The organism is Sphingobacterium sp. BIGb0116, assembly GCF_024808035.1.
In the GTDB taxonomy this organism is placed as follows: domain Bacteria; phylum Bacteroidota; class Bacteroidia; order Sphingobacteriales; family Sphingobacteriaceae; genus Sphingobacterium; species Sphingobacterium paramultivorum.
In genome coordinates this window covers 224,026-249,575 of sequence record NZ_JANUDT010000008.1, presented here as the reverse complement: position 1 = coordinate 249,575, position 25,550 = coordinate 224,026, and the positions used below count along the sequence as shown (strand labels likewise).

The 25,550-nt window shown below is 40.4% G+C and carries 16 protein-coding genes; 5 read left to right on the top strand and 11 right to left on the bottom strand.

Annotated features, from left to right (window positions below):
- Positions 1-42: 42 nt before the first annotated feature.
- Positions 43-2,571 carry an OstA-like protein gene (locus M2419_RS19090; RefSeq protein WP_153846029.1) on the top strand — a complete coding sequence of 843 codons (2,529 nt, stop codon included), beginning with the start codon at positions 43-45 and terminating at the stop codon, positions 2,569-2,571.
- Positions 2,572-2,716: 145 nt separating this feature from the next.
- Here the strand turns inward: M2419_RS19090 and M2419_RS19085 are convergent, their stop codons facing one another.
- The gene (locus M2419_RS19085) at positions 2,717-3,292 is read right to left on the bottom strand and encodes a non-canonical purine NTP diphosphatase (protein ID WP_153846030.1); all 576 of its coding nucleotides are present in this window, start codon (positions 3,290-3,292) and stop codon (positions 2,717-2,719) included.
- Positions 3,293-3,461: 169 nt separating this feature from the next.
- On the opposite strand from M2419_RS19085, the gene M2419_RS19080 reads away from it, so the two are divergent.
- The gene (locus M2419_RS19080; RefSeq protein WP_153846031.1) at positions 3,462-3,662 is read left to right on the top strand and encodes a hypothetical protein; all 201 of its coding nucleotides are present in this window, start codon (positions 3,462-3,464) and stop codon (positions 3,660-3,662) included.
- Between the two features lie 71 nt (positions 3,663-3,733).
- Here the strand turns inward: M2419_RS19080 and M2419_RS19075 are convergent, their stop codons facing one another.
- From M2419_RS19075 to M2419_RS19050, 6 genes are all read right to left on the bottom strand, one after another.
- On the bottom strand, positions 3,734-4,396 hold the full coding sequence (locus M2419_RS19075; protein WP_227550178.1) for a hypothetical protein: 663 nt from the start codon (positions 4,394-4,396) through the stop codon (positions 3,734-3,736).
- A 91-nt stretch (positions 4,397-4,487) separates the two neighbouring features.
- The gene (locus M2419_RS19070) at positions 4,488-5,468 is read right to left on the bottom strand and encodes a deoxyhypusine synthase family protein (protein ID WP_153846032.1); all 981 of its coding nucleotides are present in this window, start codon (positions 5,466-5,468) and stop codon (positions 4,488-4,490) included.
- Positions 5,469-5,608: 140 nt separating this feature from the next.
- Complete coding sequence (locus M2419_RS19065) at positions 5,609-7,831, bottom strand: outer membrane beta-barrel family protein (RefSeq protein ID WP_259255520.1); 2,223 nt, start codon at positions 7,829-7,831, stop codon at positions 5,609-5,611.
- Between the two features lie 21 nt (positions 7,832-7,852).
- Positions 7,853-9,328 carry a M56/M15 family metallopeptidase gene (locus tag M2419_RS19060; RefSeq protein ID WP_153846035.1) on the bottom strand — a complete coding sequence of 492 codons (1,476 nt, stop codon included), beginning with the start codon at positions 9,326-9,328 and terminating at the stop codon, positions 7,853-7,855.
- On the bottom strand, positions 9,321-9,692 hold the full coding sequence (locus M2419_RS19055; protein ID WP_153846036.1) for a BlaI/MecI/CopY family transcriptional regulator: 372 nt from the start codon (positions 9,690-9,692) through the stop codon (positions 9,321-9,323). Before M2419_RS19055 ends, M2419_RS19060 begins: the two co-directional genes overlap by 8 nt.
- A gap of 254 nt (positions 9,693-9,946) precedes the next feature.
- Complete coding sequence (locus M2419_RS19050; RefSeq protein ID WP_153846037.1) at positions 9,947-11,044, bottom strand: mandelate racemase/muconate lactonizing enzyme family protein; 1,098 nt, start codon at positions 11,042-11,044, stop codon at positions 9,947-9,949.
- 307 nt (positions 11,045-11,351) lie between these two features.
- Between M2419_RS19050 and gltB the strand changes: the two genes are divergently transcribed.
- A complete protein-coding gene (gene gltB, locus M2419_RS19045) occupies positions 11,352-15,866 on the top strand; it encodes a glutamate synthase large subunit (protein ID WP_153846038.1) in 4,515 nt (1,504 codons plus the stop codon).
- 17 nt (positions 15,867-15,883) lie between these two features.
- Entirely contained in the window at positions 15,884-17,344 is a 1,461-nt protein-coding gene (locus M2419_RS19040) for a glutamate synthase subunit beta (RefSeq protein ID WP_153846039.1), read from the top strand.
- Between the two features lie 153 nt (positions 17,345-17,497).
- Here the strand turns inward: M2419_RS19040 and M2419_RS19035 are convergent, their stop codons facing one another.
- A complete protein-coding gene (locus M2419_RS19035; protein ID WP_227550179.1) occupies positions 17,498-18,787 on the bottom strand; it encodes an esterase-like activity of phytase family protein in 1,290 nt (429 codons plus the stop codon).
- Between the two features lie 342 nt (positions 18,788-19,129).
- Between M2419_RS19035 and M2419_RS19030 the strand changes: the two genes are divergently transcribed.
- A complete protein-coding gene (locus M2419_RS19030; RefSeq protein WP_153846040.1) occupies positions 19,130-22,171 on the top strand; it encodes a VIT domain-containing protein in 3,042 nt (1,013 codons plus the stop codon).
- A gap of 45 nt (positions 22,172-22,216) precedes the next feature.
- Here the strand turns inward: M2419_RS19030 and M2419_RS19025 are convergent, their stop codons facing one another.
- From M2419_RS19025 to tgt, 3 genes are all read right to left on the bottom strand, one after another.
- The gene (locus M2419_RS19025) at positions 22,217-23,128 is read right to left on the bottom strand and encodes a DMT family transporter (RefSeq protein ID WP_153846041.1); all 912 of its coding nucleotides are present in this window, start codon (positions 23,126-23,128) and stop codon (positions 22,217-22,219) included.
- A 97-nt stretch (positions 23,129-23,225) separates the two neighbouring features.
- Positions 23,226-24,302, bottom strand: coding sequence for an LptF/LptG family permease (locus M2419_RS19020; RefSeq protein ID WP_153846099.1), 1,077 nt, complete (start codon positions 24,300-24,302; stop codon positions 23,226-23,228).
- A gap of 26 nt (positions 24,303-24,328) precedes the next feature.
- The gene (gene tgt, locus M2419_RS19015; protein ID WP_153846042.1) at positions 24,329-25,459 is read right to left on the bottom strand and encodes a tRNA guanosine(34) transglycosylase Tgt; all 1,131 of its coding nucleotides are present in this window, start codon (positions 25,457-25,459) and stop codon (positions 24,329-24,331) included.
- Positions 25,460-25,550: the final 91 nt, after the last annotated feature.

Genomic DNA, 25,550 nt, shown 5'->3' with positions numbered 1-25,550 from the left:
AAATCCAGTGAAGTAGCAATTAAAATCCATATTTTTGCCCTTGTGAAACAATACATTTATACACTTATTGTATTTATTTTAACTGGCTTGTCGGTCCAAGCACAGAAACAGGATGAACTAAAGCTTCTTTCATCATCCCATATTATTACGGGGAAAGACGGCAATATTTTGTTTTACCGTCCAGTCTATGAACATGTGGGTTCAACGCTATCATCAGATAGTGGCTATTTACATAAAGACAACATTGGCCGACAATTTTTTGAAGCCTTTGGAAACGTGATCATTACTCAACCCGACGGTACGCAGATATTTTCCAATAAATTACATTATGAAGCAGCAATGCAGCTCGCTACGCTTACAGGCGCTGTTCGGATGGTCAGTACTAGTGGATCTGTATTAACAACCGATCATCTTGTCTACAATATGCGAAGTAAAATCGGCAATTATTACAGCGGCGGGCGTATTCTATCAGGAAGCGATACAATTACAAGCCAGCGAGCTACTTATTTCGAAAATACAGGGGAATCTTATTTCAATCAAAAAGTTGTCGTCCGATCAACCAATGTAAAAGTCTACACAGACTCCATGAAATATAATGGTAATACACGCATTACTGATTTCTATGGCCCTACAAATATCAAGGGAAATAAAGGGGAAAACCTGTATACTGAAAAAGGCCGATACCATATGGCAACGGGGCAGGCTTATTTCTCTAAAAACAACCTCTACACAGAAGGGACAAAGTTTCTTAAAGGAGACAGCCTATTCTACGATAGACAAGTGGGAATCGGCAAAGCCGTAAAAAATGTCGTCTTTGTTGATACCTTAGACAAATTTTATGCCTATGGTGGATTTGGTTTGTACAACGGGAGGAACGAATCCATTACAATGACAGACAAACCCCTGATCATTTCGGTGGTCAAAAAAGATTCAACACAAAAAGATTCTGTATCTTCTTTGTCTCCTGTCCAACAAAAATCGGAGAAAGAGCTAAAAAATGAAGCTAAAGAATTGAAGAAGATTGAAAAAGAACAACACAAAGATGAACTCAAATCAAATAAAGCCACATCGCAAGTTGTTCTAGAAGAAAAGGAACATCCAGGTAAAAATATCAAAAGCGATAATAGTAAATCCCTTAAGGCTGATCCACAAGTCGATTCTGTTTTTATGACAGCCGACACCCTCTTCTCACAGATGATATTTCGCCGAGATTATATTGCAAAAGATTTTAAATTGAATCGTGAAGGTGGGGCTATTGAAGATGATAATGAGATCGATTATGGTGACCAGGATTCCAGCTCAACAACAGTTGATTCTACAGGTACATTAGATAACACAAGAGTTAACCTTCACAAGGGAATAGACAGTTTGTCTAAAAAAGACAGTGGCAAACCGGTTCTTGAAAAGAGCATTAAAAAAGTACAAGATACACTTACAAATAAAAAACCGATTGCATCAAAGAAAATACCAGCTATTGTCGGTGATCAAAACAAGATAGAAATTGAAAAAAACCTTAAGGCTGATAGTGTATTGCGTAAAAAAGCGATCATCCCCAAAGGCGGTGAATCCGATAAACTGATGGGAGCAGCTTTAAAAAATGCCCAAGAGAGTAAACGGGATTCTCTCGCCCAGGATACAGCTAAAACACGGATTATAAAAGCCTACTATAATGCACGATTATTTAAATCGGACTTGCAGGCTGTAGCAGATTCTATGTATTATGGCATGCAAGATTCCATGTTCAGACTGATGGGAAAACCAATGATGTGGGCCGAAAACTCACAAATCTCCGGAGATACCATATTTCTACAGGTAAAGAATCAGAAATTAGACAATTCCTTACTCGTCGGTAATGCTTTCATGGTAAACGCAACAAGCGACTCATTGAAATTCAATCAGATTAAAGGTCGGAAGATTACCAGCTTTTTCACCAATAACCGTATGGAACGTCTGTTTGTTGATGGCAATGCAGAAAATATCTTCTACAATATTGATGAAAAGACCAATGTAACCACTGAGCTTGTGCATGATCGAAGCAGTCGTTTCAAGATCTTGATGGAAGATAATAAGTTGAAGGAATATGTATCTATTCGAAAAGTGGATGGCAAAGTCTATCCTATTGCTGAAGTCACGGCCGACAAGGAGTTTCTTCCGAATTTCACCTGGCGCCCCGAAGATCGACCTAAATCAAAAGATGATTTATTAAATCGAAAAAGGGATCTTTCAAAAGCGTCATTTACAGTTCCGACTGCACCAGAAGGTGAAGAATCTGGCACAATGAAGTCTATTAAAAAAGGTGATAAAACAACTACCCCTCAAAAAGGTGCCGCCAAGAAAGTTGGTGCGAACGAAACGCTCGAGAATGAAAAAGAGGTGGAGGCTGCAAACAATAAATCGAATGCTGTAACCAAAACAGCGAAGCCATCTGAAACAACGGATAAAGCTAGCGCTACAAAAACAAATGTAAAGACCGCAACCGACAAAGTAGCTGCAAAGTCCGACTCAACAACTAATAAATCAGCGATAATACCTGCTAAAGACAGTATCCAAACAAAAGTAAAAGCTAAATAAATAGCAGAAGTAACAAAAAAGGAAGCGTAAAACAAATTGTTTTACGCTTCCTTTTTTGTTATTTCAAGGCCTCAGCCCATCAGATTATCCCTTCCCGTTAAATTGGAAGCTCCTTACTTCTAATCTAAATAAAAAAAATACTAACCTATTTTGTTTTTAGGTATTCAGCGAGTTTGCCTACAGCAATCGCCCGATGGCTAATGCTATTTTTTTCCGCCGCAGTCATTTCGGCAAACGTTCTATCATAGCCATTCGGAATAAAAATGGGATCATAACCAAAACCATCAATACCCTTACGCTCTTCAATAATTTTCCCCTCGATACTTCCTTCAAAAAAGTGCTGCTGCTCATTCAAATATAATGAAATAACTGTTTTGAATCTCGCGGTACGATTGGGGTTATCGCCTAAATTTTCAAGGACAAGATCAATATTCTTTTCCATGTCCCTCGATCCGGAATAACGTGCTGAATAAACTCCAGGTTCACCATTTAATGCATCAATTTCCAAGCCTGAGTCATCTCCAAAACAATAAAGACCATATTTGTTCACCAAATAGTCCGTTTTCTGCTGGGCATTTTCCTCAAAGGTCACTCCTGTCTCTGGAATATCATCGTTACAGTCAATATCATTTAAACTTTTAATGATAAAAGCACTCCCCACGATCGCTTGGACTTCCTCCAATTTATGGGCATTATTGGTTGCAAATACAAGTTCTAGCATCTTCTTCAAATTTAGTTTTTTGTTTGTTCTTTCGCTTTATCGACAGTGCTCCTCACTTTGCAGCGGGCTACGATCTTTCCATGAAGTCACACCCCCAAAAATAAGCATTACGATATATATATTCTGTAATAAAACTTATATTTGGCAGCTATTAACCCAATAAAAAATAATGAAAGAGTTTTCTTTAGCAGTTCATCTACTGCTTACCTTAGCGATGGTGTCGCCAAGCAGTTCATTTGCACAAAAAATGAAAGCTCTTTCTGGAGATTTTGATTTCGTCGGGATACCCAATTCCAATGACAGAATAGCTGAGGGTTACGCTAAAACTGCAAAGTCCCTTGCCAAATTAATAACAAAGAAGATTAAATAATAGATGGGGTTTAAGAGCTTACATTCCCTCTTAAATCCCAATTTTTATTCATAACAAGTATCTGATAAAAATCAAGAAACAATAAAGGTCTTAAATTCGTTCCAGAACAGCTTCTTTTTATTCACATCGACAAACATCTCTTCAAAACTGAACGTATTAAAAACCGTTGCAATACGGCCTTTCATGTAGGAATTATGTTCAATAAATGGAAGTTTCAAAGACGCGGGTTCCACACCCAACAATATAATCTTAGTTGGTTGGAAAAACTGCATAATGCGCTTAAAATCATTCGGGTTATGGGAATTTGCCAAATTGAGTACCGCAACGGTCTCTTTGGTCAATTTCAAGGCACCAATTGTTTTTTCAAAAGCGTCCAATGCGGCTGGAGAAAAGTAGGGATATTGCTCGTAGCGTAAAATAAAAAGTACTCCCTGATCCTTATTTCCTTGATATATAAATTCACCACCCAATACCTCCAGATGGTTAACAGTATCGCCGTCCCTGCCGGTCTCAATAGCCACAGCGGCCTGCTCCGCACCTAAACCTACTGCCACATACGAGGTATCCTTCGTTGTCGATGATGCTTGTACAATAGCTGCTTGCGCATGAGCACTATTCTCCTCCTGTAAAGGATGTGCAGACAGATCGGCTCGAAAATCAAAACCATTTCCAAAGATTGTTTCATCCATTAAGGTCTGAAGTGCAACGGGATTATCTGTTGTAAGATTGCTCATCGGGAAAAGAAATATTAGACAGTAAAGATAAAGAAGAAAAAGAGAAAAGAAAAAGGAGCGAAGAATCGCTCCTTTCTATATGTCAAAAAGATTAATGACCTAAGATATACGAGAAGATTAATGGCGCAACGATCGTCGCGTCAGATTCTACGATAAATTTAGGTGTATCAATATCTAATTTGCCCCAAGTGATTTTCTCGTTTGGAACAGCACCAGAGTAAGAACCATACGAAGTTGTTGAATCCGAAATTTGACAGAAATAAGCCCAGAAAGGTACTTCTTCCCATTCAAGATCTTGATACATCATCGGAACTACACAGATTGGGAAGTCGCCAGAGATACCACCTGCGATTTGGAAAAATCCAACACCTTTACCTGCCGAGTTGTTACGGTACCATTCTGTCAAGTAAATCATGTACTCGATACCCGATTTTACTGTACTTGCCTTCAATTTACCTTTGATCACATTGGAAGCGAAGATATTACCTGTCGTTGAATCTTCCCATCCCGGACATACAATCGGCAAATTTTTCTCAGCCGCTGCAACAATCCAAGAATCTTTCGGGTCGATCTCATAATATTGTTCTAATATGCCTGAATTAACAACCTGATAAAGAAATTCATGTGGTAAGTAACGCTCGCCTTTAGCCTCAGCAGCATGCCAAACATCTTCAAGATGTTTTTGCAAACGACGAAAAGCTTCCTCTTCCGGAATACAAGTATCTGTAACACGATTATAGTGATTATCCAACAGCTCTCTTTCTTGCTCAGCTGTCAAATCTCTATAATTCGGGATTCTTTTGTAATGTGAGTGTGCGACAAGGTTCATCACGTCCTCTTCCAAATTAGCACCAGTACAAGAAATAAAGTGTACTTTATCTTGACGGATCATTTCTGCCAAAGAAACACCCAATTCAGCAGTAGACATTGCACCTCCCAAAGAGATCAACATTTTTCCACCATCTAATAGATGTTCCTCGTAACCTTTTGCAGCGTCTACTAATGCAGCTGCGTTAAAGTGACGGTAATTATGCTCAATAAATTGAGAAATAGGTCCTTTTTGAGTACTCATGATATTTTCTAACTTTTATAAAATAATAAGTACCGCAAAGGTACTGAATATAATCTATTTTCGTCCAAATAGAGATTCAAAACGCGTATAGACCACATTTTTTTAACAAATGTAAAAAGAATGGTATTCCAATGCTACGATTATAAACGTGACACTTCTCCTTCAATTGAAGTCTGTTTGACCTTTTGCTTTTTATAAAGGCCAAATGTATAGTTAAAATTTAGGCCAATAATTCTTGAATCGACCACTGTTTTAGAATAAATATTGAATCCCTGTCCCAAAATCTCTCGTTTCAAAACACGGCTATGAAACAGATCCCGTACTGTCAACGCAAGACTTAACGCATTCGAAAATTGCTTATTGACCGCCAGATGCATTTCATATAAAGGTTTTATAACTGTCTGTGCATAAAGCACATTAGTTCGGTATGAGTTTGTCCAATTTACAGTCATTTGATAAGGCAAATTTAACTGCATCATAAGATTACTCTGAAAGGACCAAATCCCCCGATTGATCAGAAGATCATTCAACTCCGTTGGTATATTTTTATAATGTATATATTGAATCTGACCAAAACCATAGAGCATCAAATTTTTAACAATGGCTTTTCCCATATTCATCGAGATAGCAGCACTCTTAACACCGGCAATATTCTGATAGGTTTGCGTATAATTTTGCTCACTAAGCTGATGGACCATGGAGATATAATTTCGATGATTGATCAAAGAAAGTCCAATATTCCATTTTTGACCATGAACATATTTAAGATCCATATTATCTGACAATTGAGCAGAAAGCTGCGCATTACCCTGATAGGTTGTGCTTGGATCGAAAAAGAAAATGGAAGGGTTCAGATCTTGATAATTAGGCCGTGATATTCTTCGCCCATACGCGACCTGTACCGCTTGACCATTATTTTCAGCTATTCGATAAATACCAAACACGGTCGGGAATAGATTGAACATTTGCTTCCTCCCATTCGTGTTTCGATCTATGTAGTCAATTTTCGTCTGAAATTGTGCGTATTCAGCCCGTACACCTAATTTAATCTCCCATTGCGCAAGTTTTAGTTGAAAATCCGTATAAATCGCTTCCAGGTATTCGGTTTGTTTAAAAGTATTTTCTAGGCTATTATCTTCGGCCATTACATACTCTTTTTCCCCTTTTTGATAATGTCCATACGATTGACGTTGGGACCGACTCGCCTGAAAGCCTGCTTCCATAGAAAAGGACCCGCTAAGTTTCCGTTGAAAATCACCCCTGATACCAAAAAGATCAACAGAGAACGGGTTATTTGATCGCAAAAATTGCTGCTGCTCTTGCTGGTCAGAAAAAAAAGGTACTGTCCTTGTCTTCAAGTCCTGTTTCCTAATACTGCTGTAACGCAAATAATCAAAATCGAACTGAAGCGCTTTATTCTTATTTTCCCCAGCAAAATCATAGTGAAGATTTATACTATTTCTATGCAGCGGATTTCTCAGGTTACTCGTTGAAGCAGTGGATTGCTTCAATGTTCCATCGGCTGAAAAATCATTTTGATAGACACCTATCTCTTTATAATTATTACGAAGATAATTCCAGTTCAGTTCAACAGACGACTGCTTGTCGATCCGATAATTCATGCCCAAACGACCATTTAATTCCTGTGTGTTATTCGTTTCCTTATTCAGCTGTCCGATCACATAATGAACATTTTCACTATACGCAAGTTCACGCTTGCGGTCAACATCAAAATAATTCGAAGAGCGTGCAACGGAAAAACTGGAGTTTAAGGACCATCTCTTCATTCCATACTGAAGGCTCACGCCATTATTATACTTCCAAAGCCTACCCTTTGATGCACCTAAAAAAACATTTCCTTTTAGACCTTTCAGTACATCCTTTTTTAAACGAATATCAATTACCCCACCAGCCCCCTCCGCACTCCATTTCGCAGGTGGTATAGTCATGAGATCAATGCTCTCTAAAGAGCTTGCCGGTATAGATTTTAAATAGCCGACCAAGGAAGTTCCGGTTAGATAGGTCTGCTTGCCATTGATGGTAATCAATACGCCCGTTTTTCCCTGTAACGACAAGTTCCCTAATTCGTCTACCTCTATACTCGGAATGGCATTTAAAACAGCGAAAGTATTTCCATTCAATAAAACGGGATTGCTGCCTGGTCGAATACGGACCCGATCCAAAAGCTGCTGCTCGAGAGGCCTTGCCCCCTCTACAAGCACTGTGTCTATCCGTCTTGAATCGGATCCATTATTCCGCAGCATCGTACTGTCAGTTAATTGTTGTTTAGTTTTGGGAACCATTTGCGCCAATAACAGACATGGCAATGCCATGGATAACCATAAGAGTATCCTAAACTTCATGATATAAACGAAAATTAGTGCTTAGTATTCGAAACTTTGATCTATAGCGTGGGCTAGTTTATTGACAAAGTCAGGTTTCACATTTTTATCAATAGCATTGATGTTATCCAGCTCAAGAAGAAGTGCAGGTATTTTAGCACCACGTAAAATCGCTAGCTTTGTATTTATCGCCGGAGCACTCGCAGCCAGTCCATTCTGTTGCAACCTTTGTCCCAAACTAAACGCAAATTTGCGGCTAAGCTCTTCTAGCATCGTATGATTAACCCCCGACTGATATAATATTCGAATAGGAAGAGATTCTTTGTCTTTTACATTGTCGAAATGGATCGATAGCAATAAATCCCCTTCAAAGTTCGATCGGTCTCTGAGTAATTTATATTCATCAGCAGCCCTTGACAACACTACTTTGTACCCCTTGCGCTCCAGCTCCTGTTTCAAAAGTAAACAGGTTTCCCAGGTCAATGATTTTTCTTCCAATCCGAAAGATGAAATCCCCCCCGTGTCTTTCCCTCCGTGTCCGGGGTCAAGGATGATCGTTTTAGACGGATTCTTTTTCCCATTTAAAGATGCTGAAAACCAAACGCTCTTCGGGGGATTAATAAAAGAGTAAAATAGCAGTAAAAGGCCTAATAAAGGAACGGTCAATACATATTGCCATCTATTCTTTTTAGAGGAAGGTTTTGCCATCATGGCCTGAACCCGTTCGACCAGCTCATGCCTATTGTTAAATAAACTGCTCTGCAATCCAGCAGGACAGGCCTGCTGTGTTAAAGTCAGTAGAAAACGGGCATAGCTGCTGTTACCATATCGATTGGCCAACACCTCATCAACCTGATATTCATGCACCAAATACAGCTGTCTACGCATCCAATAAACAAATGGATTTAGCCAAAAAAGGCAACGAAAAATTTCTATAAACAATTTATCCCAACGATGTTTAAAAACAATATGCTGGCTCTCATGTTCAAAAATTAATTTTCCATCTGCCGAATCAAGCTGATCTTCTTCCATAACAATTACATGCTGAACTGAACAATTCGCATAATGTCCAAAGGGAGCAACCATCGTAAACCCATCAAATTTATACTGACTCAGCTGTCTAATACGGCGGAATAAGTGGATATAGCGTAACGCAAATCGGCACAACAAAACAAAAGATACCAAAAGATATCCATAAGCAATGCCATATCCAATCGAAAAGGAATGCCAGAAAGAATCGACCATTTCTGTTTCAGATACGAGATCACCCGAAGTTTCTATCGAATGAGCAACTGTGTTCGATTGTTCAAAAGCGAGCACAGAACTTGTCGACGAAAGAAATAGTTCGCCCAAACGTACAGTTCCAAATGGCAGAAGCAGACTCAACAAACATAAACCCAGGATAAAATAACGGTTCCATTGAAAAAATGAAAGCTGTCTGAATACCAGAAAATAAAGAACTGCCCCGATTACCAGACTGCAGTTAACTTCAAATAAATAATAAAGTAAGCTATTCATGATCTTCGTGTTTTTTGATGAGTTGTTCTATTTTCTGAATATCCTCCGCCGAAAGCTTCTTTTCTTTTACCATAAAAGACAGTAAATTCTCAACCGAATCATCAAAATAATGATCGAGCACTCTTGAAAATGAAAACTTTCGGTATTGCATCTTCGAAATCAAAGGATAATATTGATAAGTTTTTCCGAAGGCTCTATAACCTACATACCCTTTTTTTTCCAATATTCTTACAATCGAGGAGATTGTATTATAGGGTATGGAACTACTTGGATCCAGATACTCAATAATATCTTTGACAAAGACCTCGTTGAGCTTCCAGATCACCTGCATGACTTCCTCTTCTTTTTTTGTTAATTCTTCCATAATTTGATACGTTGTTTATACTAACATAAAGCTATAACTTATTTTTCAGTTTTACAACTTAAAAACAAGTTATAAAACTGAAAAATAAGTTTATAGAAGATATTCAATCAAAAAAAGGCTAATAAAACCTACTTTTTCAACAACTTAGAGAAAAACAAATAGGCCGCCACCAAAAAGATAACGATAATAATCAGGACAATAATCTCTTGTGTCCCTATTCCCCAGTTCATACTATTCATAATTTTTTTTCCAATTTAAATGATCCATTTCTCGCATTGATCTAAAAAAGTTTGGTCTATATCTGCGCCGATTCCAATGTGGTCTGAGATATGTATTTTGTATCCGTCATATTGAATACCGCCGATAACAGGATCCTCCAGATGGCCAACCATACAAGTGTCTAGATCAAAAAACTTGACATTCGGGGCAGCATAAGCGAAATGTACTTTAGCAGCCAAAGCCAAGCGAGATTCCAGCATCCCTCCGATCATACAAGTAATGCCGTATTCAGCGGCAATATGATTAATTTTTAAGGCCTCTTGAATACCTCCTGATTTCGAAAATTTAATATTGATATAGTCGCAAGCATCAGCTTTACAAAGGCGCTCTGCGTCATGGTGAGAATAAACAGATTCATCCGCCATCACGGGAACAATAGTTTCTGTGCGCAATTGCGGTAAATATTCGTCATCCCAGGTACGCATTGGTTGCTCACAAAATTGTATCTTAAAAGGCTCCAGCCCCTGCAATGCTTCTATTGCCCCCTCATAAGACCAGCCTTGATTTGCATCCACGCGAATAGGCATTTCAAATCCAACAGCCTTACGTATTTCACGAATACGCACAATATCCGTTTTTGGTTCCTTCCCCAGTTTAACTTTCAACATGACCGCACCTTCGTCCTGTAAACGCTTTGCCTTCAGCGCCATCTCTTCCGGAGATGCAATTCCTAAAGTGATATCTGTCGTAATCTCTCGTTTCGTTCCCTTTAGAAACTGATAAAGCGGCAGACCAGCATGTTTGGCAGCCAGATCATGCAAGGCCATATCAAACGCCGATTTGATCGTTTTGTTACTGGCAATATACAAATCCAATTCAGCCAAACGCTCTTCAATGGCCAAAGGATCGCGCCCCTTCCAGATCTTTGCAAAATCTCTTGCCAGAACTAAGCAAGTATCTTGTGTTTCTCCAACGATCATCGGAAAGGCAGAACATTCGCCCACACCATATATATTGGCATCGGTATATATACGTATAAAAGTATTTTGCGCATAGTCCATCGTCCCTGTCGCAATGACAAAAGGTTCCATAGGAATGCTTAGTCGATAAATTTCAATTTCAGTTATTTTCATCTCATTCTCTTTAGTTAAGCCATGTCGATACAGCATAAAAGGATATGCAATACTTTGCCTAATTTATATATATTCTCGCAATCTTGGGATGCTTTTTCCATATCCGACAAAAAAATATTGCCAAATGTTGCATTATTCAGCTACGCATCAAACTGTATTAATAGCAATGAATTTTAAATACAATATCAGCAACAAAACACATCAAAAGAAATGATAAAATCAAATTAAACACATTTTCATTGGAATATTTACAATATTTACGTTTTTTATTCCTATATTAGCAATGTATAATATTTGAAAAGGAAAGATGATTCAACAAAGACCGAAAACGGAGGGCCTCTACGACCCTAATTTTGAGCATGACGCCTGTGGGGTAGGCTTTGTCGCCCATATCAAAGGGAATAAATCACACGCACAAGTAAAAGATGCATTAACCATGCTGGAAAATATGGAGCACCGCGGTGCTTGTGGCTGTGACCCAGAAAGTGGTGACGGAGCAGGTATCATGATCCAGCTTCCCCATGAATTTTTATGGGAAGAATGTATCAACTTGGGTATACAACTGGAAGAGCCAGGTTATTATGGCACAGGTATGGTCTTTCTTCCTAAAGAAGAAGACATGAACAAAATATGTCGGGATTTGATTGAGGAAGCGGCAGCAGAAAGGGGTATGAAATTCCTTGGCTACCGTCCAGTACCAGTCAATCGTGAAGGTATTGGACCAACAGCGCTCAGTGCAGAACCTGAAATTGTCCAATTTTTTGTCAGCAGACCGGACGGCGTTTCAAACACTGAAGAATTTGAACGCAAACTTTTTGTACTTCGTCGCCTGATCATTCAAAAAGTTAAACAACAACAAGAATACCCTCTCCCCCTTTACTTTGCATCGCTTTCTTGCAAAACAATTATTTACAAAGGTCAATTAACAACATACCAAGTCGGAACTTATTATCTTGACTTACGCGATCCTCGTGTGGTATCTGCTTTTGGCTTAGTTCACTCGCGCTTTTCCACCAATACCTTCCCTTCATGGTCCCTCGCTCAGCCGTTCCGTATGCTGGCGCACAATGGGGAGATCAATACGTTGACAGGTAACCTGAATTGGTTTTATGCAGGTATGCGCGCTTTATCATCACCCTATTTTACGGAAGAAGAGATGGAAATCTTACTTCCAATCGTTGACCGTGGTCAGTCCGATTCGGCCTGCCTCGACAATGTAGCGGAACTTCTTTTACACAGCGGCCGTAGTCTCACCCATGTCATGTTGATGTTGGTCCCTGAAGCTTGGGATGGCAATACGCAAATGGACCCTTTAAAACGTGCTTTCTACGAATACCACGCAACGTTGATGGAACCTTGGGATGGTCCTGCAGCACTCTGCTTCACCGATGGTAAGCATATTGGCGCTACATTAGACCGCAACGGCTTACGTCCACTACGTTATGCCGTAACCTCAGACGACCGCGTCGTTGTTGCTTCTGAAGCGGGAGCGCTTCCGATCGAAGAGTCTACCATCATCAAAAAAGGCCGTCAACAAGCAGGCAAGATTTTTCTTGTCGACATGGAACAGGGGCGTATCCTCACCGATAACGAAGTAAAAGATCAACTGATCAACCAGCAGCCCTACAGCGATTGGTTGGACAATTACAAAATCAAATTGGAAGAACTGGAAGAGCCTCGTGTAACCTACACCTATCTTTCCAAAGATTCCGTTTTCAAATATCAAAAGACATTTGGTTTCTCCCGCGAGGATCTGGAAACCATCCTGACCCCAATGGCATTGACAGGGTACGAACCGACAGGCTCAATGGGGTCCGATGTTCCGCTGGCCATTCTTTCCGATCAACCACAGCATATTTCAAGTTATTTTAAGCAATTTTTTGCCCAAGTAACCAATCCACCAATCGATCCGATTCGTGAACGCTTGGTCATGAGTTTAGCAACATTCATCGGTAATGCAGGCAATATCCTGATCGAAGACAAAAAATTCTGTCACTGTGTGACTTTGCCGCATCCGATCCTGACCTCCAAAGAACTGGAGAAATTGCGCTCGATCGATACAGGATTGTTCCAAGCAAAAACCATTCAGTCTTATTTCCGCTCAGATGGTAAACCTGGATCATTGGAAGCAGGTCTGGAACGCTTGTGCCGTTATGCGGATGATGCCGTACGTGATGGTTTTGAAGTCTTAATTCTTTCAGATCGTGCGATCGACTCCAAACATGCAGCTATACCTTCATTACTTGCTGTTTCAGCGGTCCATCACCACTTGATCAAAACAGGTAACCGTGGTGCTGTAGGTCTCGTGGTCGAAGCCGGTGATGCTTGGGAAGTGCACCATTTTGCCTGCCTATTGGCATTCGGTGCCACTGCGATCAACCCTTATATGGCATTGGCGAGCATCCGTACGATGAAGGAACAAAATACCTTGGATACAGAGCTCACTTGGCCAGAATTATCCAAAAACTACGTCAAGGCCGTCAATAATGGTTTGTTGAAAATTTTCTCCAAAATGGGGATCTCCACATTGCAATCCTACCACGGAGCACAGATCTTCGAGGTACTCGGCATTGACAAATCTGTCGTTGATAAATTTTTCTGCGGAGCAGTCTCACGTATCGGTGGCATGACATTAGATGATCTTGCCAAAGAAGCCCTCTCAAAACACTGGCGTGGATTTGAAAAAAGCCGTACACCGCAAAATCTATTGCCAGAAGGCGGTATTTACCAATGGAAACGCCGCGGTGAAGGCCACCTTTGGAATCCCGACACGATTCACCTATTGCAACAAGCCTGTCGCACAGGAGACTACGCAACCTATAAAAAATATGCGCAGAAAATCAATGAGCAGAAAGAACATATGTTTACTCTTCGTGGATTGTTGGACTTTGCAAAACATCGCAATTCTATTCCATTGGAGCAAGTAGAACCTGCTAGTGAAATTCTAAAACGTTTCGCAACCGGAGCGATGTCCTTTGGATCAATTTCCCACGAAGCGCATAGTACCCTTGCCATCGCCATGAACCGCATCGGTGCAAAATCGAACACTGGTGAAGGTGGAGAAGATGAATTGCGTTATCAACCGCTTCCAAATGGAGATTCGATGCGCTCGGCAATTAAACAGGTTGCCTCGGCTCGTTTTGGTGTCACGTCCAATTATCTGACACAAGCGGACGAACTACAAATCAAAATGGCCCAAGGTGCCAAACCGGGAGAAGGAGGTCAATTACCTGGTCCCAAAGTGGATGCCTGGATTGCAAAAACCAGACACTCTACACCGGGTGTCGGTCTGATTTCGCCACCACCCCACCACGATATTTACTCCATCGAAGATTTAGCCCAGCTGATCTTTGATCTAAAGAATGCTAACCGTCAAGCAAGAATCAACGTAAAGTTGGTCTCTAAAGCAGGTGTTGGTACCATTGCTGCCGGAGTTGCGAAGGCCCATGCCGATGTCATTCTTATTGCAGGTTTTGATGGCGGTACAGGTGCATCTCCAATCAGTTCAATCAAACATGCTGGACTGCCTTGGGAATTAGGCCTTGCAGAAGCGCATCAGACACTTGTTAAAAACAAATTGCGCAGTCGTGTCGTGTTACAAGCGGACGGCCAGGTAAAAACAGGTCGCGACATCATCATCGCTACACTATTGGGCGCTGAGGAATGGGGCGTATCTACAGCAGCATTGGTTGCCGGCGGCTGTATCATGATGCGTAAATGCCACCTGAATACATGTCCTGTAGGTGTTGCAACCCAAGATCCAGAACTGCGCAAATTATTCTCTGGAAAACCAGAAGATATTGTCAACTTATTTACCTTCCTCGCGGAGGAAGTCCGGGAAACAATGGCTTATCTAGGCTTCCGTACCATCAACGAAATGGTGGGAAGAGCTCAATTCTTGAAAAAACGCGAGAATATAAACCATTGGAAAGCTAAGAAAATTGATTTCACAGACATTCTATATGTGGAACGCAACGAGCCTGGACAATCGTTATACAATACCGAAGAGCAGGATCACGGTATGGCCATGATTTTGGATTGGGGCCTTCTAAAACAGTCAAAATTGGCTTTAGACAGCAAAACTCCTGTATTTGGCACCTTTAAGGTCAAAAATACAGACCGTACGATCGGAACAATGTTGTCCAATGAAATTTCAAAACTCTATGGTTCTGAAGGCCTACCTGACAATACCATCAATTTTAAATTTGAAGGTTCGGCCGGACAAAGTTTCGGTGCATTTTCAACAAAGGGTCTTTCATTTGAATTACAAGGTGAAGCCAATGATTATGTTGGAAAAGGACTATCAGGAGCTCAGTTAGCAATCTATCCAGTTGCAGAAAGTGCTCTTGTACCGGAAGATAATATCATTATCGGTAACGTTGCGCTATTTGGAGCAACATCCGGACATCTATTCGTCAACGGACAGGCCGGTGAACGCTTTGCCGTACGTAACTCAGGTGCAACAGCTGTAGTTGAAGGTGTTGGTGACCATGGCTGTGAGTACATGACTGGGGGCCGTGCGCTGATCTTAGGGGCAACGGGTCGTAACTTTGCGGCCGGAATGAGCGGTGGTATCGCATGGATCTACGACATTAACGAAGATTTCCGCGAAAACTGTAATCAGGAAATGGTCGACCTTGATCCATTGGAAAGTGAAGACGAAACCGCAATTATCGCCTTACTGAAACGTCATATCTTGCTCACCAATAGTCGTAGAGCAGATTTCATTCTACAAAACTGGTCAAGAGAAAAAAATAAATTCATTAAGGTATTCCCAAGAGAATACAAAAATGTCATTCGTCAAAAATTAGTTGAAGCATAATATAGGAAGCACAGATCATGGGAAAAATTACAGGTTTTAAAGAATTTGAGCGCGTGCTTCCAACAAAAGAAGCTGTGGAAGGTCGCGTACAGCACTTTAAGGAATTCAATAAAGGGTATTCGGAGAACGAGCTCAATAAGCAGGCCGCGCGCTGCATGGACTGCGGCATTCCATTTTGTCATTCAGGTTGTCCACTGGGCAATGTCATCCCCGAGTTTAACGATGCCGTATACGATGGAAAATGGGAAGAGGCCTATCAGATTTTGTCCTCCACCAATAACTTCCCTGAATTTACAGGTAGAATATGTCCGGCACCATGCGAATCAGCCTGTGTACTTGGCATACATAGTACTCCGATCACTATTGAGGAGATCGAAAAACATATTATTGAGATTGCTTTTAAAAAGGGTTATGTCAAAGCGCATAAAAGCTATTTAAAGACAGGCAAACGCGTCGCTGTAGTGGGCTCTGGTCCAGCAGGACTAGCGGCTGCCGCTCAGCTCAATAAGGCTGGTCACGATGTTATCGTCTTCGAACGTGATGACCAGGTTGGAGGTTTACTCCGCTATGGTATTCCGGATTTTAAATTAGAAAAATCAGTGATCGATCGCCGTGTTAATCTCATGAAAGAATCGGGAATAGAATTCAAGGTTAATACAGAAGTTGGCAGAGACATAAGCTTTTATGAATTAAAAGCTTATGATGCAGTTATATTGGCCACTGGCTCAACCGTTCCTTGGCACATGCAATTACCGGGACATGAAGCTAAAGGCATCCATTTTGCCATGGACTTTTTGACCCAACAGAATAAAGAAGTAAGTGGAATTGCGGTCGAACAAGACCGTATCTTGGCAACAGACAAACATGTTGTTGTCATCGGTGACGGTGATACCGGATCAGACTGTATTGGTACATCCAATCGTCATCGTGCAAAAAGTATCACACAGATTGCCCGCAAACCTACACCATCTAAACAACGTCTAAAGAACAATCCTTGGCCGATGGACAAGCTCACATTCGGAACCTCCTCTTCCCAAGAAGAAGGCTGTGAAAGACTTTGGGCTACGGAAACGCAAGAATTTATTAAAGATGAAGATGGCCATATCAAAGCTATAAAAATCAAAGAGGTTCAATACGAAGTTGATGAATTTGGAAAAAGAACCCGCTTAGGAGAATCCGAGATCCGTGAAATACCGGCAGACCTCGTATTATTGGCTATTGGTTATCAACATACTGAACATATGCTCTTAGAACAGTTAGGTGTTCGTGTAGATGAAAAAGGAAATATCCTTGCAAATGACAAAGACTACCAAACGACAATTGATAATATCTTCACTGCCGGAGACTGCCGCAAAGGCCAGTCGCTTGTTGTTTGGGCCATCTCCGAAGGACGCGAATGTGCTCGAAAAGTCGATGAATACCTAATGGGGTATTCAGAGCTTGAAAGTAAAGACTTTCTGACGACAATAAATGCATAAAAGTAGGTCGCACTCAACAGAGAGGTCGTACCAGTGATACGCCAAGCCACCGTTTAATCTTTAATAATAAGGAGAAAAGCTTGGACAGTATAAAATCATAAAAAGGGTCCGCTGAGAATTCAACGGACCTTTTTTATAGTCAGTAATTAGTCCCTATTTCAATGGGTCCTTAAGCTGAACAAAATAAATACTGTTTTTGTCTACAGTCTTTATATAAGGCAATATTTTCGACTCATAGAAGCCTTTTCCAGTCACCCCAAAATCATCATCATTACATACCGCGATCATGAACGGATTAATGACAGCCAAGCCCTCTGCTTTATCATGCGGATACAATTCCTTGATGTCAGTCATTAAATCGGCAACCAATGTCTTATTGACTGGTTTAATATTATATTTTGCCAATGTAGCTGCGTCTTTGAGTTCCTCGACAGTTTTACCGTCAAATAATTTCCCAGTTGCGGTATTATTCGCATCCGAGATATCTGTTGCGCCAGAAAGATCAATTTTATAAATTTTCTTAAATACAGTAGAGCGAGTTGCTTCTGTCGCGTATTCCCCATCACGTTCCAATACAATAAATGTTGAATTGCTCACGGCAGCAATTTCACTTACAGCCTGCAAATCGGTACGCTCCATCATATAGACATACTGTTTCGTGGCGCCACTCGCAATATCGAGCGTAACAATACGGATTGCCAACGAATTTTTAATCGCATCTTTAGATGGATTATACAGCGGAAATTGCATGATTCCGACCAGTGTTTTACCGTCAGGCGTAAGCGTCAATCCTTCCATTCCGCGATTAGGACGACGTTTGGCAAATACCAAAGGCAACTTTTTACCCGTAGACCAAGGGTTAATCCGTTCGATTTCTTTTCCCGAAGCGTCAAAATGAACGATATGTGGTCCGTATTCGTCACTGACCCACCAAGAACCATCCGCCGCTCTCGCTAGTCCCTCTGAATCGATTCCATCCTCACTTTTCCCTAGATCTTTACCATCAACCCCCAATGCTTTTTCTCCAGAACCACCCTTCCCTTCAGGATTTGGCAGGCCATTCAATTTCACACCATCTTTATTTTTCAATTCGATAACAGATTCCAATGTTAGCGTATTTTCCTTTAATCTGAATTTACCAATCTGTGGTGCAAATGCCGGAGTAGCAAATACTTTACTATCACTTTCTGTCCCATCAATATTTGGTCCCCTATCAGTTAAAAGATAAAATATAGATTTATCAGTAGGATCTTGGACCATCGAAGACCCATAGCCTCCATTATACACTTTTACACCATTAATATCACTTATTACTTTTGGGTCTGTTGCTATTGCCTTTTGCGGATAGGTCAGTTCTATCGGGTCAGTAATCTGCGACACATCATCTTTACTACATGAAGCACACAATAGGGCCATTCCGAGTACACTATATATTTTTTTCATCTGTACAAATTTTTCAAATAATGTTTACTGCTGTTCAGGTTTATTCGAATAGCCAAATTTTATTCCTGTCGCCTTGCATATCTGATAAAACAGTACGGTTAGTTTAAACAATCTATGCTTGGTTGGCTGTCCGAATACTGATGCAAACATAATTGCCAGATATTAGCCAATCATTAACATAAGTTTAAATAAACTGCATCTCTCGTAAAAAAACATCCTATAAAAATTAAATACCCTCGGTTATGGAATTTTGAATTTTCCTGCATCACTAGAAAAATAAATAGCTAATTGTGCAGCGAATCAACAGTACATTCTCTGCCCTCACCTACTAAATATAGAAAGATGAAAAAGATCATAGTTGCCCTTTGCATAATTTTGGTATTTTCTAATGTGGATACGAAATCTCAGATCAGAACTACACGCGAAATACCCAGCTTAAAAATTAAAAATGACGATGGCCAGCAAAACAAGGTGATGTTGGCAGACCTAAAAGTAGATGTCGTCATCTTCGGAAATATAGCCAAAACGACGATGACAATGGTCTTCGACAATAAGACCAATCGCGATCTCGAGGGCGAGTTGACATTCCCTATGCCCGAAGGTGTCTCCGTGAGCGGCTACGCCTTAGATATAAACGGCAAATTACGCCAAGCAGTTCCAGTCGATAAAAATAAAGGAACCGAAATATTTGAAAGTATAGAAACACGCCGGGTCGATCCGGGTCTATTGGAAAAAGTCGAAGGAAATAATTTCCGAACTCGAATTTACCCATTACCAGCGAATGGGAAGCGCACCGTTCAGATTAGCTATTCGGAAAATCTGACAACAGAATCCGATCAGGCTCGTTACTATCTTCTACCCTTAAACTATACGTCCCCCATTGAAAATTTCGCCTTGGATATCCATGTCTTTCAAGACACACATAAGCCAGATTTCACAGAAAAACCAGACGGTTCTTTGGCATTCTCACAACATAACAGCAATTACACAGCTTCTTTACATAAACAACAGTTTAAATCCCAACGAAATTTAGTTATTCAACTGCCGACAGACAACAGGGAAGCATCAGGCCTATTTCAAGCAAATGGCGATAAAACCTTCTACTTTCTTGCCAATGCAACGGTAAACTCTACAAAACCTGCTCAGAAAAAATGGGGACACAGCATTGGAATTATATGGGACCGTTCGCTCAGCAGTAAAAATAGAGATATAGAAAAGGAACTCGCACTATTAGATCTCTTTTTTAAAGAAAACCCCAATATGACTGTTGATCTGGGCTTATTGGACATCCGCTTTGTAAAAGGGCATACGTTTCAGGTAAGACAAGGTAATTGGAATGATCTCAAAAACTACATCAAAGGAATTGATTACGATGGCGGTACAGACTATAGCCAAATAAAGGCAGGTGTAATACAGGCCAGCAATTACCTGCTGTTTAGCGACGGCCTTTCTACATTTAGTCAAAGTAAAATGAGCCTTGACAATCCAGTCTATTGCATTACTTCATCCAGTGGATCGGACTATGGTGTTCTAAAACAAATTGCCCAAAAACATATTGGAAAGATGATCAATTTAGCCAATACCTCAATAACTGAAGCTTATCATAAGCTAAATACGATAAACCTGATTTACCTGGGGATAAAAGAAAAAAATGATTTTGAGGAAGTTTATCCTCAAAAAGGCTCCGCAATACAAGCCAATTTTTCTATCGCAGGCTTAGGGAAACGCCCCGGATTGAAGCAGCTCACAGTACTTGTAGGAGATGGGCAACAAGCACCACAAGAGATTAGTATAGCTCTGCAGCCTGACCATGGTGAAATTGACCTACAGCAGATCTGGGCACAAAAGAAAATTGAAGCGCTGGATCTTCAATACGAAGACAATCGTGAAGAAATTGAAACCCTTGGTAAACAGTTCGGTATTGTTACCCGAAATACCAGCTTAATTGTACTGGAAACTGTAGAAGATTACATACGTTATGCAATAACTCCACCTGCCGAATTGCTTTCCGAATTCAATCGGCTCATAAAAGAAGAAAGCATAGCAAAGGAAGAACGTGTAGCAGACTTGTTGGATCAGGCTCAAGACATTACCAAACAGCTTCAGTCCTGGTGGAATACCGATTTTCAGCAAAAAAAGAAATACCCAAAACGGAATAAGTCGCTTCAATCTGCAGATTATATGGCTGTCGAAGAAGAACTCGCTCCAAATGTTGTTGTTCCACCCATTCCGTCGCGCCCCACAGCTAGTCCTGCAGCTCCCACGCTAGCCTTAGAATCGCGTTCATCTGACGGAACCTTAGCGAAAAGCATCTCGGCAACTAGCAATTCAAGCACTGCCCATGCAGCAACCAGCGAATTGGCGAGGGCGGCCGCATCTGAGGACGTTCTTCAGGAATTCGCTGTTGTTCAATCCTTAGAAGGACGTATAGCTGGCCTACAAACGGCAAGCAGCATTAACAACATACGTGGAAAAATCAGCATCCCCGAAATTAAAGAAGACCAGGCCTATTTACAGGACCTTATTCAATCCAAAGATCCTTACAAAAGCTATCTCCAACTTCGGAATCAGTATATGGGAACGCCAACTTTTTATTTTGATGTCGCAAACTTCTTTTTCAAAAGAGGAGATCGAGACAAAGCCTTACTCATTTTAAGTGCACTTGCAGACTTACAAATTGAAAATGCAGATCTCTACAAAACCATCTCTTATAAGTTACGGGAATGGGGAGATTACGACAATGCACTATTCATTACAGCTAAGGTATTAAAATGGCGTCCAATGGATCCACAAAGCCACCGCGATTATGCCCTTGTCTTACAAGACAAAGGTATGTTCAAGGAAGCACTAGAACAATTATATGGGATTTTGACCCAAAGCTACTCCCCGGAAGCCGCCGACCGCGATGACGGTATTGAAGAAACATTGGTTATGGAAATCAATAATCTCATTAAAGCAAACAAAGCTGCAAGCTCCACAGTTACCGTGAACAAAAAATTAATTGCGGATCTACCCGTTGACATTCGTGTTGTCATCAATTGGAATTCACAAAACACCGATATAGACCTTTGGGTAACTGATCCAAATCAAGAAAAATGCTTTTATAGTAATCCAGCCACAGCGATTGGGGGTCGACTCAGCAATGACTTTACTGGCGGCTATGGCCCTGAACAATTTTTATTGAAAAAAGCACTAAAAGGAAAATATAAAATTGAAGTTGATTTCTTTAACGATGGTTCCCTGACGCTAGCAGGTCCAGCGGCTGTTATGGCTGAAATCTATACCTACTATAGTAGTGGAAAGCAAGAACGAAAAATCGTTACAATCTATCTTGAACGCAATAAGGAGCGCAATATTGGGATTGGCGAATTTTCATTCCAGTAGATTACCAGAGACAGTGAAGTCAATAAATTGACTTCACTGTCTCAATTAATGCAATTTACGAATAACCAGATCCTTTTGTCTATTCTCTAATTTGGTTTTTACATAGGGGTAAGTAAATACTGCTCCTAAAACGATACAGGCTCCAAGATAAAATCCGCCGCTCATGGTCTCCTTTTGCCCAAATATCAACATCGCCAACAGAATACCATAAACAGGCTCCAGGTTGGTTGTCAGCGCAACAGTAAAAGCAGATAATTCCTTCATGACAGCAACCCCCATAACATAGGCCACCGCCGTGCAAACCACACCTAACAACAGCAGATAAATTAAATCTTGCTGCCCCAATTTCATTTCAGCATTGAAATCTCCTGTAAACAACATCAATATGCTGATCCAGAAGCATGCCCCCATCATTTCATAGAACGTAATCAGGGTTGGGCTCGATTTTTTAACCATGCGCGCATTAGCTATAGAAAATATACTCGCGCAAAACGCACAACCAAGCCCCGCCAATAGACCAACGAGGTAATGTGTTTCAAAAGAAAAGATCGTATAAATACCGATGATAATTACCAAACCAACTACAATATCCAACAGCGCAATGCGCTTTTTATTCACAATAGGCTCCAATATCGCAGTAAATAAAGTCACCGAGGATAGTGTAACCAATGTCACTGATACGGTAGATACTTTGATTGAATAAAAAAATAATACCCAATGCAGCCCAACAACGGCCCCCACCATAAAAAATTGGAGAAATTGTTTCCTCGAAACTACAATCGATTGTTTGGTTACCAAGAAATAGATCAGCAGCGTGATAGACGCTATTGCAACACGATACCACACTAAATGAAGGGCAGATACGGAAATTAGGCTACCCAAAATTCCGGTAAATCCCCAAATAAGTATTGTTAAATGCAGAATTAGAATATTCCGATTTAATTGAATTTTAGTCATATTCTCTAGAATACATTTGTATAGAAATGATGAGCACTACCTATTATTTCCCTTTATAAGGCAAGCTCACTGAAGTTATTGAAAACTGAACAAAAAATTATTTTGGCGCTTTTATCGCCAGGTATAATGCTACCAAAAAGAAGGTAACATTCGGAATTAATACGGCTATCAACGGTGGCAGTCCCCCTTTCAAAGAAAACATAGTTGCAAACTGTATAAAGACGATATACGTAAAACTTAACGCGATACCAATACCAAGACTCAATCCTATCCCCCCACGTACTTTCTTGGATGACAGTGCAACGCCCATCAAGGTCAGTACAAAAGCTGAAAATGGATACACATAACGCTTATATTTCTCAAGTAATAAGTCGTTCATAACTCCGGTTCCCCTGATCTCCTCCTTATGGATACGAATATTTAATTCGCGTGTATCCATGGCGGTAAACATATTATCACGCACCTCAAAATCCGAAGGTTTCATATCCAAGGTTGTGTCTTTAACGGCTCCTTTGTCCATGCGTTCATGCAGTCCGTTGATAATACGATTGGTATACCCTTCGATCTTCCATTTTGTTGCCACCGAGTCCCAAGTAATACGGTCAGCCATCATTTTTTCCTTGAGGGTATCCCCTTTAAAAATTTCAAGTACAAAGCCGTATCCTGTTTTGGTTGTATTATCAAAATTGTCTATATAAACATAGCTGTTTTTGTCCAATTGCATGTGGGTAGAAACCCTCGAGTTATCCTTGGGTGGCTTTACGTAGATATTTTCAAAATCAACCTTCATCTTATTGGTATTCGGAATAATAAAGATGTTGAATACCAAAGAAATGCCAAAGATTAGGGTTGCTGCTATCATGTAGGGACGAAGCAAACGGTTAAAGCTATACCCGGCGCTTAGAATCGGGACAATTTCAGTTTGATCCGCCATCTTGGATGTAAAGAAAATAACCGCAATAAAGTTGATCAGCGGACAAAGAAAGTTTAAGTAAAAGGGAATAAATCCAGCATAATACTCAAAAATAATCTTATCGAGGGGTGCATGATATTTTAAAAAATCATCCAATCGTTCGGACACGTCAAAAACCACCATGACAACAGTAAATATCGCCATAGTGAATAAAAAAGTACTTAGATACTTTTTGATAATGTAACGATCGATTAACGACAGCATTTTTTTACTTGAGCTATTTAGTTTTACAAACGTTGATCCAATATTTTCACCATTTTGTTTTTCCAATCGTAGAAAGTTCCATCAATGATTCGCTCCCTAGCCTGATTAACCAACCAAAGGTAAAAATGTAAATTATGTAAAGAAGCAATTTGTGCCCCAAGAATTTCTTGCGATTTAATCAAATGCCTTAGATAGGCTTTCGAATAAAATTGATCTGCATGCAGATCACTCTCCGCTTCTATTGGTGAAAAATCGTCTTTCCACTTTTCATTTTTGATATTGATAATACCATTTTGTGTGAAAAGCATACCATTTCTAGCATTACGGGTTGGCATAACGCAATCGAACATATCCACCCCTAAAGCAATATTTTCAAGAATATTTACCGGTGTTCCTACCCCCATAAGATAACGTGGTTTGTCATACGGTAAGATATCACAGACAACTTCGGTCATAGCATACATTTCTTCCGCAGGTTCGCCTACCGATAATCCACCTATCGCATTTCCTTCGCGGTTAAACGAAGCAATAGTCTCCGCAGATTTTATTCTTAAATCTTTGTAAACAGATCCTTGAACAATTGGAAACAAAGTCTGATCATACCCATAAAGCGGATCTGTGCTATCAAAACGATCTACACAGCGTTTCAGCCAACGATGGGTCATATCCAAAGAACGACGTGCATACCCATAATCACATGGATAAGGCGTACATTCGTCAAATGCCATAATGATATCCGCACCAATAATACGTTGCGTATCCATTACATTCTCTGGTGTAAATAGATGTTTCGACCCATCGATATGGGAACGAAAAGTAACTCCCTCTTCTTTGATCTTACGTACTTCTGTCAACGAATACACCTGATAACCACCAGAATCTGTTAAAATAGGTCGATCCCAACCATTGAATTTATGCAATCCGCCGGCTTTATTCAACACATTCAACCCTGGACGTAAATAGAGGTGGTACGTATTACCCAGAATAATCTGCGCTTCAATATCGTTCTTCAATTCATGTTGATGAATTGCTTTCACTGTACCTGCCGTACCAACAGGCATAAAAATAGGTGTTTGAATGGGACCATGTGCAGTTTCGACAACACCTGCACGTGCTTTTGATAACTTATCTTGTGCTTGTAGCGTAAATTTCATTAATATTTTTCCTCTGAGACTATTTCTATTTTAAAGGATGATTTGCCATGGACATGGCGATATCGGCATTTGGAGTAAAAAAAATTAAAAA